This is a genomic window from Streptomyces sp. NPDC045967, from assembly GCF_056430495.1.
Window position 1 is genome coordinate 19,209 of record NZ_JBWKLE010000015.1, and the last position, 15,961, is coordinate 35,169.

The following is a 15,961-nucleotide window of genomic DNA, read 5'->3' on the forward strand; positions in this document are numbered from 1 at the left end:
CCTCGCTGCGCTGATCAGTTCCGCAGCCGCAGCCCCCTCGGTGTGGCGTGGAACCCTGCTTCCTCGAGGGAGCGGCCCAGGGCCGAGGTCAGCGACGGGGAGGCGTTGATGCGCTCCACCGTCAGGGCCGGCAGCGTGCCCGCGCGGGCAGCGGCGGCCAGGGCCCCCACGGCCGCCTCCAGGCGGGGGTCGCCCGCCTCCGGCCAGGCGAGGAGGGTCTTGCCGCCCCGCTCCAGATACAGGGTGAGCTCCCCGTCGACCAGCACCACCAGCGAGCCCGCCTTGCGCCCCGGCTTGTGCGTGGCCCCCGCCGGAGGCTCGGGCCAGGGCAGCGCCGCCCCGTAGGCGTTCGCCGGATCGGCGGCCGCCAGGACCACCGCCGCCAGCGGCGGCGGGGTCCGCTCGGCGGCCCGCAGCCGGTCCACCGCGCCGTCCATGGCGAACTGCGCCGCGCCGAGCCCCTCCACCACATAGCCCCGGCGGGCCTGGCCGCTGTCCTCGAACGCCGACAGGACGCGGTAGACCGCGCTGAAGCCGCCCTCCACCCCCTCGGCGGCGACCGCGCCCCGGGTCACCACCCCGTGCCGGTCCAGCAGGGTCCTGGCCAGCGCGTGCGCCCGGTGGGTCGGGTCGGGAGCCTGCGCCGGCAGCAGGGACCAGCGGCCGGAGACCGTGGGCGGGCCCGTACGGGACACGGTCGCGCTGAGCGTGCCGTACCGCCCGCGCGGGACCGTGCGCCGTGCCCGGTGCGCCGTCGAACCCGCCGTGCGGCCCGAGCCGAGCAGGGCCCGCAGCGGGCCCAGCGTGTCGTTGGTGAGCCGACCCGACCAGGCCAGATCCCATACCGCCTCGGAGAGGGCGAGGTCGGACGCCTCCGGGGAGGAGGCGCGCACCGACTCGGCGATCTGCCGGAAGAACAGGCCGTATCCGCCCGAGAGGCACTCCAGGACCGCCTGGTGCAGCGGGCCGAGCTCCAGCGGGTGCGGCGGCGGCAGGAGCAGCGGAGCGGCGTCCGCCAGGTAGAGGGAGACCCAGCCGTCCTTGCCCGGCAGGGCCCCGGCGCCCGCCCAGACCACCTCACCGGCCGTGGTCAGCTCGTCCAGCAGGCCGGGGGAGTAGCCGCTGACCCGGGAGGGCAGGATCAGGCGCTCCAGTGCCGAGGCCGGGACCGGGGCGCCCTGGAGCTGCTCGACGGCACGGGCCAGGCCGTCGATGCCGCGCAGGGCGCCGCCCAGGTGCTGCCACTGCGGCAGGAACGTGGCCAGCGAGGCCGGCGGGACGGGCTCCAGCTCCTGGCGCAGCGCCGCGAGCGAACGGCGCCGGAGCCTGCGCAGCACGGCCGCGTCGCACCACTCCTGGCCGATGCCCGCTGGATGGAACTCGCCCTCGACCACCCTCCCGGCCGCCGCCAGCCGGTGCAGGGCGCCCTCGGTGACCGCCGTGCCCAGACCGAAGCGGGTGGCGACGGCGGTCGTGGTGAACGGGCCGTGGGTGCGGGCGTAGCGCGCCAGCAGGTCCCCCAGGGGGTCCTTGACCGGTTCGGTGAAGGCCTCCGGCACACCGACCGGCAGCGCGGTGCCCAGCGCGTCGCGCAGCCGGCCCGCGTCCTCGATCGCCGCCCAGTGGTCCCGGCCGCCGATCCGGACCTGGATGGCCCTGCGCGCCGCGGCCAGCTCGGCCGCCCAGCCCGGCTCCGCCCCGCGCTCCGCCAGCTCGGCCGCGGTCAGCGGCCCCAGCATGCGCAGCAGGTCCGCCACCGACTCGGCGTCCTTGGCCCGCCGGTCCTCGGTGCGCCACTGCAGCTCCCGCTCCAGCTCCTCCAGTACCTCCGCGTCGAGCAGTTCGCGCAGCTCCGCCTGGCCCAGCAGCTCCGCCAGCAGGCGGGAGTCCAGCGACAGCGCGGCCGCCCTGCGCTCGGCGAGGGGGGAGTCGCCCTCGTAGAGGAACTGGGCGACATAGCCGAACAGCAGGGAACGGGCGAACGGCGAGGGCTCGGGGGTGGTCACCTCGACCAGGCGGACCCGGCGCGCCTCGATGTCGCCCATCAGCTCGGTCAGGCCCGGCACGTCGAAGACGTCCTGCAGGCATTCGCGTACGGCTTCCAGCACGATCGGGAAGGAACCGAACTCCGAAGCCACCTGGAGCAGTTGCGAAGCGCGCTGGCGCTGCTGCCACAGCGGGGTGCGCTTGCCCGGACTGCGCCGCGGCAGCAGCAGCGCGCGGGCCGCGCACTCCCGGAAGCGGGAGGCGAACAGCGCCGAGCCGCCGACCTGGTCGGTCACCAGCTGGTTGACGTCACCGTGGTCGAAGGCGACGTCGGCCGCGCCGAGCGGGGCCTGCTCGTCGTCGAACTCGAACGGCGCCGGTGCGGCCGGGTCGTGGTCCAGCAGGTCCATGGAGAGCAGGTCCGCGTCCGGCAGGCGCAGCACGATCCCGTCGTCGGCGTGCATGACCTGCGCGTCCATGCCGTACTTCTCGGCGAGCCGGGCGCCCAGCGCCAGTGCCCAGGGGGCGTGCACCTGGGCGCCGAAGGGGGAGTGGACGACGACCCGCCAGTCACCGAGCTCGTCGCGGAACCGCTCGACGACGATGGTCCGGTCGTCCGGCACGTGACCGCACGCCTCGCGCTGCTCGGCGAGGTACGCCAGCACGTTCTCCGCGGCCCAGGCGTCCAGCCCGGCCGCCAGCAGCCGCAGCCGCGCGTCCTCGGCGCCGAGGGCGCCCAGCTCGCGCAGGAACGCGCCGACCGCACGCCCCAGTTCGAGCGGGCGGCCCAGCTGGTCGCCCTTCCAGAACGGCAGCCGGCCCGGCACCCCGGGAGCCGGGGTCACCAGGACCCGGTCCCGGGTGATGTCCTCGATCCGCCAGGTGGTGGTGCCGAGGGTGAACACGTCGCCCACGCGCGACTCGTAGACCATCTCCTCGTCGAGTTCGCCGACCCGGCCGCCGCCCTTCTTGGGGTCGGATCCGGCGAGGAAGACGCCGAAGAGGCCGCGGTCGGGGATGGTGCCGCCGGAGGTGACCGCCAGACGCTGGGCGCCGGGCCGACCGGTGATCGTCCCCGCCACGCGGTCCCACACCACCCGCGGCCGCAGCTCCGCGAACGCGTCCGAGGGATAGCGGCCCGCGAGCATGTCCAGCACCGCCGTGAACGCCGACTCCGGCAGCGCGGCGAAGGGCGCCGCCCGCCGGACCAGCGCGAGCAGGTCGTCCAGTTGCCAGGTGTCCATCGCGACCATCGCGACCAGCTGCTGCGCCAGCACGTCCAGCGGGTTCGACGGGACGCGCAGCGACTCGATGGAGCCGCTGCGCATCCGCTCGGTCACCACGGCGGCCTGCACCAGGTCGCCCCGGTACTTGGGGAAGACCACCCCCGTGGACACCGCGCCCACCTGGTGTCCGGCGCGGCCCACCCGCTGGAGCCCGGAGGCCACCGACGGCGGGGACTCCACCTGCACCACCAGGTCCACGGCGCCCATGTCGATGCCCAGTTCCAGGCTGGAGGTGGCGACGACGGCGGGCAGCCGGCCCGCCTTCAGGTCCTCCTCCACCAGCGCCCGCTGCTCCTTGGACACCGAGCCGTGGTGCGCGCGGGCCAGCAGCGGCGGGGCGCCGAGCGACGCGCCCGACTGGGCCATGACCTCCGCCGGCGAGGAGCCCTCGGGGAGCTTCTCGCCCATGGCGCGCTCGTAGGCGATCTCGTTGAGCCGGTTGCACAGCCGCTCGGCGAGCCGGCGGGAGTTGGCGAAGACGATCGTGGACCGGTGCGCCTGCACCAGATCCGCGATTCGCTCCTCCACGTGCGGCCAGATCGAGGGCTTGTCCCCGCCCTCCCGGCCCTCGGTGGCGGGCGAACCCCCCAACTCCCCCATGTCCTGCACGGGGACGACCACCGACAGGTCGAACTCCTTGGTCGACGGCGGCTGCACGATCTCCACCCGGCCGCGCGGCGCCAGATAGCGAGCCACCTCGTCGACCGGACGCACCGTCGCCGACAGCCCGATCCGGCGCGCCGGATGCGGCAGCAGCTCATCCAGCCGCTCCAGGGACAGGGCGAGGTGGGCGCCGCGCTTGGTCCCGGCGACGGCGTGCACCTCGTCCAGGATGACCGTCTCGATCCCCGCGAGGGCCTCCCGGGCTGCCGAGGTCAGCATGAGGAACAGCGACTCGGGGGTGGTGATGAGGATGTCCGGCGGGCGGGTCACCAGCGCCCGCCGCTCGGCGGGCGGGGTGTCGCCCGAGCGGATGCCGACCCGGATCTCCGGCTCGGGCAGACCGAGGCGCACGGACTCCTGCCGGATCCCCGTCAGCGGGCTGCGCAGGTTGCGCTCCACGTCCACCGCGAGGGCCTTCAGCGGCGACACGTACAGCACGCGGCAGCGCTTCCTCGACTCGGCCGGGGGCGGGGTGGAGGCCAGCCGGTCCAGGGCGGCGAGGAAGGCGGCCAGCGTCTTGCCCGAACCGGTGGGCGCCACGACCAGGACGTCGGAGCCCTGCCCGATCGCCCGCCAGGCACCCTCCTGGGCGGAGGTGGGCGTGCGGAAGGCCCCCGTGAACCAGGAGCGGGTCGCGGGGGAGAACGAGGCGAGCGCGGAGCCGGACATGCCCCCATCGTGCACCCCGGCACCGACAACGGGGCGGACCTGCGCGAACACCCCCGCCCGGCCAGGCGCAGAATGGGGTGATGGGGACGGACGAGGGGCGCGGGGAGTGGGCCCGGCACTGGAGGTACCCGCAGCTGCCCGGGCTCGACCTGCTGCGCGCCCGCTACGTACGGCACACCTTCCCCCGGCACGCCCACGACGGCTATGTGATCGCGGCCGTCACCGGCGGCGTCGAGGAGATCGGTCTTCCCGGCGGCACCGTGCGGGCCGGCCCCGGCAGCGTCGTCCTGATCAACCCGGAGGTCGCGCACACCGCGCGGGCCGGGGTGCCCGAGGGCTGGGCGTACGCCACGCTCTACCCCTCCCGAGCCCTGATCGCGGAGGTCGCCGACGAGATCGGCACGCTGCGCGGGACGCCCGGCTTCACCGCCGACCTGGTCGCCGACGCGCAGGGCTCGCGGGTCATCGCCGAGGTCCACCGGGCCGCCGAGGCCGGCAACGCACTGGCCGCCGACACGCTGCTGCGCGGTGCGGTGGCCCGGATGCTCAGCCGCCACGCGGGCCCGCTGCCCGTCCGCACGGTCCGCCGCGCGGGCGCCGGCGACGCCGAGCGGGCCCGGGCCGTCCTGGAGGAGCGGATGGCCGATCCGCCGTCGCTGGAGCGCCTCGCGGCCGAGCTGGGGACGAGCCCGTTCGCCCTGCTGAGGTCCTTCCGGGAGCGGTTCGGGATGCCCCCGCACACCTGGCTGACCGACGCGCGGGTCCGGCGGGCGCGGCGCCTGCTCGACGGGGGCGCCCCGCCCGCGGAGGCGGCCCTCGCCGTCGGCTTCACCGACCAGCCGCACCTGAACCGGCACTTCACGCGCATCGTCGGCGTCCCCCCGGGCGCGTACCGGCGGGAGCGGACGGCCGCCGGCCGGGCCTGAATCCGGGTGCGCGCGGGTACCTTCGTCACCGTGGCGGAGCACAAGGCGGAGCACGGGGCGGAGCACCAGCCCGATCACCAGGACCTGACCAGGGCGGCCTACGACGGCATCGTCGAGCTGTACGCGTCGATGTTCGCCGGCCGGCTGGAGACGCAGCCGTTCGCGCGGGCCATGATCGGCACCTTCGCCGAGCTGGTGCGCGCGACGGGCAACCCGCGGGCGGCTGACGTGGGGTGCGGGCCCGGACACCTGACGGCCCTGCTGCACGACCTGGGGCTGGACGCCTTCGGGCTCGACCTCTCCCCGGCCATGGTCGCCCACGCCCGCCGCGCCCATCCCGCACTGCGGTTCGAGGAGGCGCGGATGGAGGCCCTGCCGGTCCGGGACAGCGCCCTCGGCGGCGTGCTGGCCCACTACTCGACGATCCACACCCCGCCCGCGGAACTGCCCGCGCTCCTCGCCGAGCAGGTGCGCGTCCTCGCCCCCGGCGGACTGCTGCTCGTCTCGTTCTTCGGGACCGAGGCGACCGGTCCGGTCCGTTTCGACCACAAGGTGGCCCCGGCCTACAGCTGGCCGGTGGACCGGCTCGCCGAGCTGCTGGCCGGGGCGGGGCTCCACCCGTTCGCCCGGCTGCTGCACGACCCGGCCTCCGAGCGGGGCTTCCTCGACGCCCACCTGCTGGCCCGCCGCCCCGCCGCTCCCTGACGGGCGGCGGTGGGCCCGGCGCACGGAGGCGGAGCGACCGCGCGGCGTAAGTGGCCCGACAGCCGCAAGAACGTACAAGACCGGCCGGTCGGGCCCGGCATAGCGTCCGGCCCGTGGGAGAACAGAGCATGGTCACAGGGGCAGGGACGCGGGGGACTCCGGCGGAGCCGCCGGGGCGCCCGCGCGCCGCCGTCGTACGCGACGCGCTGGGGGTGGGGGTGGCCGTCGGACTGTCCGGCTTCGCGTTCGGCGTGACCGCCGCCGGAGCGGGTGTCAGCGTGGCCCAGGCCTGCGTGCTCAGCCTGCTCGTCTTCACCGGAGCCGCGCAGTTCGCCCTGGTCGGGGCGCTCGCGGCAGGAGGCAATCCGTTCACCGCCGCCGCCGGGGCCTTCTTCCTCGGCACGCGCAACGCCTTCTACGGCCTGCGCCTGTCCCAACTGCTCGCGCTGCCGCGTGCCGTGCGGCCGCTCGCCGCGCACTGGGTCATCGACGAGACCACCGCCGTCGCCCTGGCGCAGCCGGACCGCAGGTCCGCCCGGCTCGGTTTCACCGTCACCGGGCTCACGCTCTACGTCCTGTGGAACCTCACCACCCTGCTCGGCGCGCTCGGGGCCGAGGCCATCGGGGACACCGCCGCCTGGGGGCTCGACGCGGCCGGGCCCGCCGTGTTCCTCGCCCTCCTCGCGCCGATGCTCACGACGGGCACCGAGCGGGCCGTCGCCGCCCTCGCCGTCGTCCTCGGGCTGGGATTCCTGCCGGTGCTGCCCGCCGGGGTCCCCGTCCTGGTCGCCGCGCTGGCCGCGCCCGCCGTGCTGTGGATGAAGGGACGCCGCTCGTGACCGTCTGGATCGCCATCGGGCTGACCGTCCTCGGCTGCTACGCGGTCAAGCTCGCCGGGCTGCTCGTCCCCGCGGGAGCCCTGGAACGGCCGATCGTCCGCAGGCTCGCCGCCCTGCTGCCCGTGGCGCTGCTCGCGGCGCTCACCGCCCAGCAGACCTTCGGCACGGGCAGCGCGCTCGTGGTCGACGCCCGCGCCGCCGGGCTCGCGGCCGCCGCCCTGGCCCTGCTGCTGCGCGCGCCCTTCCTGCTCGTGGTCGGGGTCGCCGTCGCCGTCACCGCGGGGGTACGGGCCCTCGGGGCCTGACCCCGGCCGGCAGGCGCCCGTACGCGCGCAGTGTGAGCAGCGCCTCCAGCGTGGCGATCGGCCGCCGCTCGAGGGAGCTGCCCGGAGCCCAGGCCCGGCGGCGCACCGGCCAGCCGCCGTCCGCCTGCTGCTCGGTGCCCAGGAAGTCCAGCGCCCGGCTTATCTCCCGGTCGGTGAACCAGCCGCGGGCCAGTGACTCGGGCCGCCGGGCGACGTCGTACGCGTACAGGTGTTCGCCCGGCGCGCACCCGGGGAACAGCGGGTGCTGCGAGCGGCGCCAGGGGTCCAGGACCACGAGGCCCCGCTCGCGCACCAGCCGCCCGAGCCGGTCGGCGGCCGCCGTGGCGCGGGCCCGGTCGGGCACGCCGTCGAGGAAGGCCACCGCGCTCTGGACCTCGTAGGGGTGCGGCAGGCGCATGTGCTCGATCCGGTCCCAGCAGAAGTCCGTGGCCCGGAACAGCCAGGCGTGCCAGACCCGGTTGCGGTGCAGCAGCCCGACGACCGGCCCCGTGGTCAGCAGCTCGCCCCGCGGGTCGTCGGACACCGGGTGGTACGGGGCCGCCGGATGGCCGCGGGGCATCGGGGACACCACCGGAAGGGCGCCCTCCGGCGTGGACACCCCGGTCAGGTGACGGCAGAGCCGCTCGATGCGCTGCCCGGCGCAGCGGCCCAGGCCGTCCAGGACGTGCAGCGCGTGCGCGGTGTGCAGCGGCTGGCTGAGCGGACCGCGCACGTCCGGATCGAGCGCGTGCCCGTAGCCGCCGTCGCCGTTGAGGTAGGAGCCGAGGGCGGTGTCCACCGCGTCGGCGTCCCCTCCGAGGAAGTGGAACGCGAACCGCCGCTGCTCCAGGACCCGCGCCGTCAGCCAGATGAACGGCTCGGCGCGGGCCTGCGGGCTCAGCGGGGAAGCTTCGTCAGGCATGCGTGCACGGTAGGGCGCGGTGGCCCGGCGGGAAGGCGGATCGCGGCCGGTGCACTCTCCCGGGGCGGGATACTGGAGGCATGCGGTTGACGATTTTCTGGGAGCGGATGGCCGAGCACTTCGGAGCGGAGTACGCCGACTCCTTCGCGCGGGACCACGTCATGGCGGAGCTGGGCGGCCGGACGGTCCACCAGGCGCTGGAGGCGGGCTGGGAGACCAAGGACGTGTGGCGCGCGGTGTGCGCGGCGATGGACGTCCCGGCCTCGCTGCGCTGACGGCGGCCGGGCCGGGGCGGTGTCCGCGGGGGGCCGGCGAGGCACCGCTTCGTGGCGTGGGCCCCCGGTGGGCGAGACTTGACGCTGTGGCAGCCAGTGATGAGACGACACCCGACCAGCCCGCAGACGAGCACGGCGTGACCCGGCCGCGACCGGCCGGCCCCGCCTCGCCCGCCGCCTCCGGGGCGTGGCCCGCCGGCCCCGACGAAGACCCCGGATACGCGGGAGCGCCCGAACAGGCGGTGGCGCCCGAAACCGTTACCGTCGGGGCGCCTGCGTCCGCCGGTACGCCCGCGTCCGCCGGAACGGTTGCGTCCGCCGAGCCGACCGGGACCGCCGAGCCGACCGGGACCGCCGAGCCGACCGGGACCGCCGCGCCCGGGCCCGCGGGGTCCGCCGGGCATCCCGGGTCCGGCGACCGCGCCGGGCAAGCCACCCCGAGCGGGAAAGCCGCCCCGCAGACCGGGGGCGCGGGGGCGGGCACGCCTCCGGATCCGGCCGACCCGGGCTGGGACGAGGCACGGATGCCGCGCTGGCTGCCGCGCGCCGTCGTGCTCGTACTGGCCCTCGTCGCCTGCTTCCAGCTCGGCAGCTGGGCCTTCCACCAGTTGATCGGGCTGCTCGTCAACATCCTGATCGCGTTCTTCCTCGCGCTCGCGATCGAGCCCGCCGTGTCCCGGATGGCGGCCCGCGGCATGCGCCGGGGGCTCGCCACCTTCCTGGTGTTCCTCGCGGTCCTGGTCGTGAGCGCGGGCTTCCTCACGCTGCTCGGCTCGATGCTCGCCGGGCAGATCGTCGCGATGGTGGAGGGCTTCCCCGGCTACCTCGACCGGGTGATCGACTCGATCAACACCACGTTCCACACGGATCTGTCCCGGCTGGAGATCCAGGACAGCCTGCTGCGTTCCGACTGGCTGCGCAAGTACGTGCAGAACAGCGCGACCGGAGTGCTCGACGTGTCCGCCACCGTACTCGGCGGACTCTTCAAGCTGCTGACGATCGCGCTGTTCTCCTTCTACTTCGCCGCCGACGGGCCGCGGCTGCGGCGCGCGCTGTGCTCCGTCCTGCCGCCCTCGAAGCAGTCCGAGGTGCTGCGCGCCTGGGAGATCGCCGTCACCAAGACGGGCGGCTACCTCTACTCGCGCGGGCTGATGGCACTGATCTCCGGTCTCGCGCACTACGTCCTGCTGGAGATCCTCAACGTGCCCTACGCGCCCGCGCTGGCCGTGTGGGTGGGGCTGGTCTCCCAGTTCATCCCCACCATCGGCACGTATCTCGCGGGTGCGCTGCCGGTCCTGATCGCCTTCGCCGTCGACCCCTGGTACGCGCTGTACGTCCTCGGATTCGTGGTGGTCTACCAGCAGTTCGAGAACTACGTCCTGCAGCCGAAGCTGACCTCGAAGACCGTGGACATCCATCCGGCGGTCGCCTTCGGATCGGTCGTCGCGGGCACCGCCCTGCTCGGCGCGGTCGGGGCGCTCATCGCGATCCCGGCCATCGCCACGCTGCAGGCGTTCCTCGGCGCGTACGTGAAGAAGTACGAGCTGACGCGGGACGCCGACGCCTCTACTGCCCGCCCCCGTCGCCGAGTACGGCTGCCAAGGCTTCGGTGACGCTGGCCTCGACGGCGTCCTTGGAGACACCGAGGCCGCTCAGCAGCCCCTCGCCGTGCTCCAGCTCCAGGAGCGCGAGCAGGAGGTGCTCGGTGCCGACGTAGCCGTGGCCCAGCCGCAGGGCCTCGCGGAAGGTGAGCTCCAGGGCCTTCTTGGCGGACGCGTCGAAGGGGATGAGGTCGGGGACGTCCCCCGCCGCCGGGGGCAGGGCGGCGGTCGCCGCGGCGCGTACGGTGTCCGCCGCGACCCCCTGGGCGGTCAGGGCGTGCGCCGCCAGTCCGTCGGGCTCGGCGAGCAGGCCGAGGACCAGGTGCTCGGTGCGGATCTCGGTGTTGCCGGCGGCGCGGGCCTCGTTCTGCGAGACCACGACGACGTTGCGGGCGCGCGGGGTGAACCGGCCGAAGCCCTGCTGGGGGTCGAGAGCGGCGTCGCCCTCCTTGTCGGGCTTGGGCACGAAGCGCTTCTGCGCGGCCTGGCGGGTGACGCCCATGCTGCGGCCGATGTCGGTCCAGGAGGCCCCGGAGCGGCGGGCCTGGTCCACGAAGTGGCCGATGAGGTGGTCGGCCACGTCACCCAGGGCCTCGGCGGCGACCACGGCGCCGCTGAGCTGCTCCAGGGTGTCCGTGTGGACCTTCTTGATGGCCTCGATCAGGTCGTCGAGGCGGACCGGGTTGGTCATGCGAACGGGTTCCACGGAAGGGTTCGTCATGGAGGCAACCCTAGGTTGACAGTCCGCCGAGTGTCAACCGGTGGTTGTCAATCGGGCTCGGCGCGGAGCCCGGCGTGGTGCGCTTGACATGGAAATCGAACATCCATTCTGATGGGTTATCCACAGCCGAACCGGTCGTGGAGGCGCATTGTCAGTGGCAGGCATTAGCGTCAATGGCGTGAAGCGATCGACTCAAGCAAACCGGGTGGAACCCATGGCAGGCACCGACCGCGAGAAGGCTCTCGACGCCGCGCTCGCACAGATTGAACGGCAATTCGGCAAGGGTGCGGTCATGCGCCTCGGCGACAAGCCGAACGACCCCATCGAGGTCATCCCCACCGGGTCGACCGCGCTGGACATCGCCCTCGGCGTCGGCGGGCTGCCCCGCGGCCGCGTGATCGAGGTGTACGGACCGGAGTCCTCCGGTAAGACGACCCTGACCCTGCACGCGGTGGCCAACGCGCAGAAGGCCGGCGGCACCGTCGCCTTCGTGGACGCCGAGCACGCGCTCGACCCCGAGTACGCGAAGGCCCTCGGCGTCGACACCGACAACCTCATCCTGTCGCAGCCGGACACCGGCGAGCAGGCGCTGGAGATCGTGGACATGCTCGTCCGCTCCGGTGCCCTCGACCTGATCGTCATCGACTCCGTGGCGGCCCTGGTGCCCCGCGCCGAGATCGAGGGTGAGATGGGCGACTCGCACGTGGGTCTGCAGGCCCGCCTGATGAGCCAGGCGCTCCGGAAGATCACCGGTGCGCTCAACCAGTCCAAGACCACCGCGATCTTCATCAACCAGCTCCGCGAGAAGATCGGCGTGATGTTCGGCTCGCCGGAGACCACCACCGGTGGCCGCGCGCTGAAGTTCTACGCCTCCGTGCGCCTCGACATCCGCCGCATCGAGACGCTGAAGGACGGTACGGACGCGGTGGGCAACCGCACCCGCGTCAAGGTCGTCAAGAACAAGGTCGCGCCGCCGTTCAAGCAGGCCGAGTTCGACATTCTCTACGGCCAGGGCATCAGCCGTGAGGGCGGCTTGATCGACATGGGCGTGGAGCACGGCTTCGTCCGCAAGGCCGGCGCCTGGTACACGTACGAGGGCGACCAGCTCGGCCAGGGCAAGGAGAACGCCCGCAACTTCCTGAAGGACAACCCCGATCTCGCCAACGAGATCGAGCGGAAGATCAAGGAGAAGCTGGGCGTGGGTGTCCGCAAGGACGCCGTCGCGCCCGACGCGGCCGCCGGTGCCGCGCCCGACGCGGCCGCGGCCGTGCCCGCCCCCGCGGCGAAGGCGAAGACGACGGCCAAGGCCGCCGTGGCCAAGAGCTGACCCGTGCGGGAGCAGGAGACGGGCGGCAGGGACCGGGGCGGCCGTGAGGGCCGCCAGGAACTGCCGCCCCAGAGCCCCGAGGAGCAGGCGCGGGCGATCTGCCTGCGCCTGCTCACGGGGAGCCCGCGGACGCGGCGCCAGCTGGCGGACGCCCTGCACAAGCGGGGCATCCCCGAGGAGGTGTCGCAGCAGGTCCTCTCCCGGTATGAGGAGGTGGGCCTGATCGACGACGCCGCCTTCGCCGGGGCCTGGGTCGAGTCCCGGCACCGCGGCCGGGGCCTGGCCCGCCGCGCCCTCGCGCAGGAGCTGCGCACCAAGGGGGTGCACGCCACCCTCGTGGCGGAGGCCCTGGAACAACTGGACTCCGACCAGGAGGAGGAGACCGCCCGGGAACTCGTGGAGCGCAAGCTCCGCGCCACCCGCGGTCTGGAGCGCGACAAGCGGATCCGGCGCCTCGCCGGGATGCTCGCCCGCAAGGGATACCCGGAGGGCATGGCCCTGCGGGTCGTCCGCCGCGCACTGGAGGCGGAGGGCGAGGACACAGAGGACCTGGAGTAACCAGGGTCGTCGAGTCCCGGGGTCGTCGAGTCCCGGGGTGGCCGAGTCCCCGGGTGGTCGAGTCCCGGATAGGGGAGTCCTCGGGTAGTGGAGCATCCCGGCTGGGCTGGGCTGGGCTGGGCTGGGCTGGGCTGGGCTGGGCTGGGCCGGGCCGGGTCCCGGGAGCGGCCGGGCGGCCGCCCCCGAGCCCTCGCGCCGGAGGAACCGGGCTCGGCGCCGCCCGTCAGGACGTGGCAGCAGGCGGCGCCGGCGGAGCGGTCACCGGCAGGCCCGCCGACCTCCAGGCCTGGAAGCCGCCGGTCAGGTCCGTCGCGCGGTGGAGGCCCAGGGCGTGCAGGGAGGCCACGGCGAGGCTGGAGGCATAGCCCTCGTTGCAGACCACCACCACCAGCAGGTCATGGCTGTCGGCCTCGGGAGCCCGGTGGCTGCCCTGCGGATCCAGACGCCACTCCAGTTCGTTGCGCTCCACCACCAGCGCGCCCGGGATCAGACCGTCGCGGTCCCGCAGGGCTTGGTAGCGGATGTCCACCAGCAGCGCTCCGGTGCGGAAAGCCGCGTACGCCTCGCGGGGGTCGAGCCGGGTGTAGCCGGACCGGACCCGCTCCAGCAGCTCGTCGATACCGGTCGGGGCGCTCACTGCCAGTCCGCCGGACGCTCGACGTGCTCCAGGCTGAGCACCGCACCGCTGCGGCTGTAGCGCCGGATCAGCGGCAGCGGCGGGTAGTAGGCGTGCACCGACACCGCGTGCTCGGCCGCCTCGTTGAGGACCTCGTGGACGTGGTGCTCCCCGAAGGCCCGCCCGTCCCCGGCGCCCAGGCTGCGGCTCCGGTCCACCCCCTCAGCGAGCTCCAGCGACCGCCAGCCCTCCGCGGGCAGGCGTACGGCCAGCGAGTGCTCGGTGAGCCGGCCCCGGGCGGTGGCGAACGCACCCCGCGACTCGGCGTGATCGTGCCAGCCGGTTCCCGCCCCCGGCGGCCAGCCGATCAGCCACGCCTCGCTGCCGGCCGGCCCGTCCAGCCGGATCCAGGTGCGACCTTCGGGGTCGAGCGGCAGCGAGGAGACGATCCCGGGGTCGGCGGCGGTGCGCAGGGCGAAGTGGAGGAGTTCGGCGGCCGTCGGACCGTCGGCGGACGCGGGCGGGAATGCGGGTGCGGGTACGGATGCGGGCGCGGATGCCGGTGCGGACAGCGTGGAGCGCGCGGAGGGTGCAGACATGGCGGAGGACCGTTCCTGGGTCCGCGGAAGGCGCGCAGGCCGGTACCGGCACGGGGCGCGCGGGGGAGAAGGGCGAATCAGCAGGAAGGTCGACACACGCAGCCCGCGTAGCGGAGCAGGTCCATATGGACCCTCCGCCACAGGCGTACGTCATTGCCGGTCATGACCGCGAGTGAACCACGAGCGCGGCGAGCCGGTCAATCGATCACCACGCTCGGCGGCGTGGCGGTGGAAGGCGCCGGCACCCGCGAGGCGGGCGCCCCCGCCCGGACCGCGTCCGCCGCCTCGTACAGCTCCGCCGGCCGCACCCCCGCGAAGGTCGCCGCCAGATGCCCGTCCGGCCGGACCAGCAGAACGGTGTGCGCCGGGGCCCCCGGATAGCGGTCCGCGACGAGCAGATCGGTACGGACGGGCAGCGCGCTCACCGCGGCCGCCAGGCGGGGCATCAGCCCGGCGCCCAGCCAGTGCCGCCGGTCCCAGACACCGGTGCCCGGCGCGACCAGTACCACCAGCAGCCGGCCGTGCCCCAGCAGGTCGCGCAGCGGCACGGTGGACCCGTCCGGGGCGGTCACCGGTACGTTCGCCACCGGACCGCCCGGTTCCGTGGCCGTCGGAACCTCCCGTACGGCCATCGGCGGGGCGTACGCCGGCGCCGCGCCCAGCGGCCCCCGCCCCAGATGGCCGTCGGCCAGGAGGGACTCGGCGGACCGCGCGGAGCCGGGGAGGAGGGTGCGCAGCGATCCCGCGGTCCGCAGCGCGGGCATCGCCTGGTCGGCGGCGCGCAGCCGGGCGGCGACCGCGGTGCGCCGCTCGCCCTCGTAACTGTCGAGCAGTGCCTCGGAGGCTCCCTGGTGCCAGGCCAGGGACAGCTTCCACGCGAGGTTCTCCGCGTCGCGGAGCCCCTCCTCGACGCCCTGGGTGCCGAGGGCGCCCAGCAGATGGGCGGCGTCCCCGGCGAGGAAGGCGCGGCCGTCGCGCCAGCGCCGCGCGAGGCGGTGGTGCAGCGTGTGCACGCCGGTGTCGAGGAGCTCGTAGGGGGGAGTCGTCCCCCCGCACCACACCGCGAGGGTGTCCCGGACGAGCGTCACCAGCGCGTCGGGGGTGACCAGCTCACCTCGGGACGGGAGCAGCCAGTCCAGCCGCCACACCCCGTCGCGCAGCGGCCGGGAGGTGACCTCCTGCGGCGGACTGCGGTGCAGCAACGCCTCCCCGGGCCAGGGCAGTTCGGTGCGCAGGGCGGCCACGGCGTGCCGTTCCACGGCGGTGCGGCCCGGGAAGCGGATGCCGAGCAGTTTGCGCACGGTGGACCGGGCGCCGTCGCAGCCGACCAGGTAGCTGCCGCGGAACCACGTGGTCTCGGCTCCCCGGGTGTGCGCGGTGACCCTGCGGGGGTCCTGCTCCAGGGCGTCGAGCCGGCTGTTGGTGACCAGCTGCACGAGTGGGTGCGCGCCCGCGGCGTCCCGCAGCCCGCGCGCCAGGGCGTGCTGCGGCAGGTGCAGCGGGGCCGGGCCGTCGTCGAAGGTGATCCGCTGGGCGGGACGGTTGCGCCGCATGGTGCGCCAGGCGGCGAAGTACGCCCCCTCGTCGCGCAGCGTCCTGCAGCCCAGCCGGTGCGCCATGGCCGCCGTGTCGGCGTGCAGGACGACGGTGCGGGCGGGGCGCGGTTCGTCCTTGCCGGGGCCTTCGTCGAGCACGACGCAGGGCACGCCCTGGCCGGCCAGGGCGAGGGACAGGGACAGTCCGACGGGCCCCGCGCCGACGACGATCACCGGGTCCATGGTGCGGCTCCCGATGTCCGGTATGTGATCACAGAACGTATGCAACCCACTGGAGATGCCTGCGTCAAGTGACGCCGGTACGTACAACGCCGTGTGGTGGGGGGGGGGGGGGGGGGGGGGGAAAAAAAAAAAAAAAAAAAAAAAAAAAAAAAAAAAACCCAACCGCCCTAGCCGGCTGCGTTCCC

At 74.5% G+C, this 15,961-nt stretch carries 15 protein-coding genes; 8 read left to right on the plus strand and 7 right to left on the minus strand.

Annotated elements, in window-relative coordinates:
- Positions 1-14: 14 nt before the first annotated feature.
- Positions 15-4,604 (minus strand): ATP-dependent helicase, encoded by a 4,590-nt coding sequence (locus AC07FY_RS24690; protein WP_479009788.1) that lies wholly within the window; start codon positions 4,602-4,604, stop codon positions 15-17.
- Positions 4,605-4,684: 80 nt separating this feature from the next.
- Here AC07FY_RS24690 and AC07FY_RS24695 point away from each other — a divergent pair, with 80 nt between their 5' ends.
- The 4 genes from AC07FY_RS24695 (at position 4,685) to AC07FY_RS24710 (ending at position 7,379) form a co-directional block, all read left to right on the plus strand.
- The gene (locus AC07FY_RS24695; protein ID WP_479009791.1) at positions 4,685-5,530 is read left to right on the plus strand and encodes an AraC family transcriptional regulator; all 846 of its coding nucleotides are present in this window, start codon (positions 4,685-4,687) and stop codon (positions 5,528-5,530) included.
- Positions 5,531-5,560: 30 nt separating this feature from the next.
- Positions 5,561-6,235 carry a class I SAM-dependent methyltransferase gene (locus AC07FY_RS24700; protein WP_479009794.1) on the plus strand — a complete coding sequence of 225 codons (675 nt, stop codon included), beginning with the start codon at positions 5,561-5,563 and terminating at the stop codon, positions 6,233-6,235.
- A gap of 128 nt (positions 6,236-6,363) precedes the next feature.
- Positions 6,364-7,074, plus strand: coding sequence for an AzlC family ABC transporter permease (locus AC07FY_RS24705; RefSeq protein WP_479009797.1), 711 nt, complete (start codon positions 6,364-6,366; stop codon positions 7,072-7,074).
- Entirely contained in the window at positions 7,071-7,379 is a 309-nt protein-coding gene (locus AC07FY_RS24710; protein ID WP_479009800.1) for an AzlD domain-containing protein, read from the plus strand. The genes AC07FY_RS24705 and AC07FY_RS24710 overlap by 4 nt, the downstream gene beginning before the upstream one ends.
- On the opposite strand, the gene AC07FY_RS24715 is transcribed toward AC07FY_RS24710, so the two are convergent.
- A complete protein-coding gene (locus AC07FY_RS24715) occupies positions 7,348-8,301 on the minus strand; it encodes a hypothetical protein (RefSeq protein ID WP_479009803.1) in 954 nt (317 codons plus the stop codon). The two genes, AC07FY_RS24710 and AC07FY_RS24715, sit on opposite strands and share 32 nt — an antisense overlap.
- Before the next feature lie 80 nt (positions 8,302-8,381).
- Between AC07FY_RS24715 and AC07FY_RS24720 the strand changes: the two genes are divergently transcribed.
- On the plus strand, positions 8,382-8,576 hold the full coding sequence (locus tag AC07FY_RS24720; RefSeq protein WP_479009806.1) for a DUF3046 domain-containing protein: 195 nt from the start codon (positions 8,382-8,384) through the stop codon (positions 8,574-8,576).
- Between the two features lie 86 nt (positions 8,577-8,662).
- A complete protein-coding gene (locus AC07FY_RS24725; protein ID WP_479009809.1) occupies positions 8,663-10,189 on the plus strand; it encodes an AI-2E family transporter in 1,527 nt (508 codons plus the stop codon).
- On the opposite strand, the gene AC07FY_RS24730 is transcribed toward AC07FY_RS24725, so the two are convergent.
- The gene (locus AC07FY_RS24730; RefSeq protein WP_479009812.1) at positions 10,143-10,898 is read right to left on the minus strand and encodes a Clp protease N-terminal domain-containing protein; all 756 of its coding nucleotides are present in this window, start codon (positions 10,896-10,898) and stop codon (positions 10,143-10,145) included. The two genes, AC07FY_RS24725 and AC07FY_RS24730, sit on opposite strands and share 47 nt — an antisense overlap.
- Before the next feature lie 214 nt (positions 10,899-11,112).
- Here AC07FY_RS24730 and recA point away from each other — a divergent pair, with 214 nt between their 5' ends.
- Together recA and recX are read left to right on the plus strand one after the other, a co-directional pair.
- Positions 11,113-12,225, plus strand: a complete 1,113-nt coding sequence (recA, locus tag AC07FY_RS24735) for a recombinase RecA (RefSeq protein ID WP_479009814.1) — start codon at positions 11,113-11,115, stop codon at positions 12,223-12,225.
- Positions 12,226-12,228: 3 nt separating this feature from the next.
- Positions 12,229-12,783 (plus strand): recombination regulator RecX, encoded by a 555-nt coding sequence (gene recX, locus AC07FY_RS24740; protein ID WP_479009817.1) that lies wholly within the window; start codon positions 12,229-12,231, stop codon positions 12,781-12,783.
- A 223-nt stretch (positions 12,784-13,006) separates the two neighbouring features.
- On the opposite strand, the gene AC07FY_RS24745 is transcribed toward recX, so the two are convergent.
- The 4 genes from AC07FY_RS24745 to AC07FY_RS24760 all read right to left on the minus strand — a co-directional run bounded on the left by AC07FY_RS24745 (position 13,007) and on the right by AC07FY_RS24760 (position 15,776).
- Positions 13,007-13,426, minus strand: a complete 420-nt coding sequence (locus AC07FY_RS24745; RefSeq protein WP_479010013.1) for a rhodanese-like domain-containing protein — start codon at positions 13,424-13,426, stop codon at positions 13,007-13,009.
- Positions 13,417-13,998: a cupin domain-containing protein gene (locus AC07FY_RS24750; protein WP_479009820.1), complete on the minus strand. Its 582-nt coding sequence runs from the start codon at positions 13,996-13,998 to the stop codon at positions 13,417-13,419. Before AC07FY_RS24750 ends, AC07FY_RS24745 begins: the two co-directional genes overlap by 10 nt.
- Before the next feature lie 77 nt (positions 13,999-14,075).
- Positions 14,076-14,162, minus strand: a complete 87-nt coding sequence (locus tag AC07FY_RS24755; protein ID WP_311318651.1) for a putative leader peptide — start codon at positions 14,160-14,162, stop codon at positions 14,076-14,078.
- 33 nt (positions 14,163-14,195) lie between these two features.
- The gene (locus AC07FY_RS24760; RefSeq protein WP_479009823.1) at positions 14,196-15,776 is read right to left on the minus strand and encodes an FAD-dependent monooxygenase; all 1,581 of its coding nucleotides are present in this window, start codon (positions 15,774-15,776) and stop codon (positions 14,196-14,198) included.
- Between the last annotated feature and the right edge of the window lie 185 nt (positions 15,777-15,961).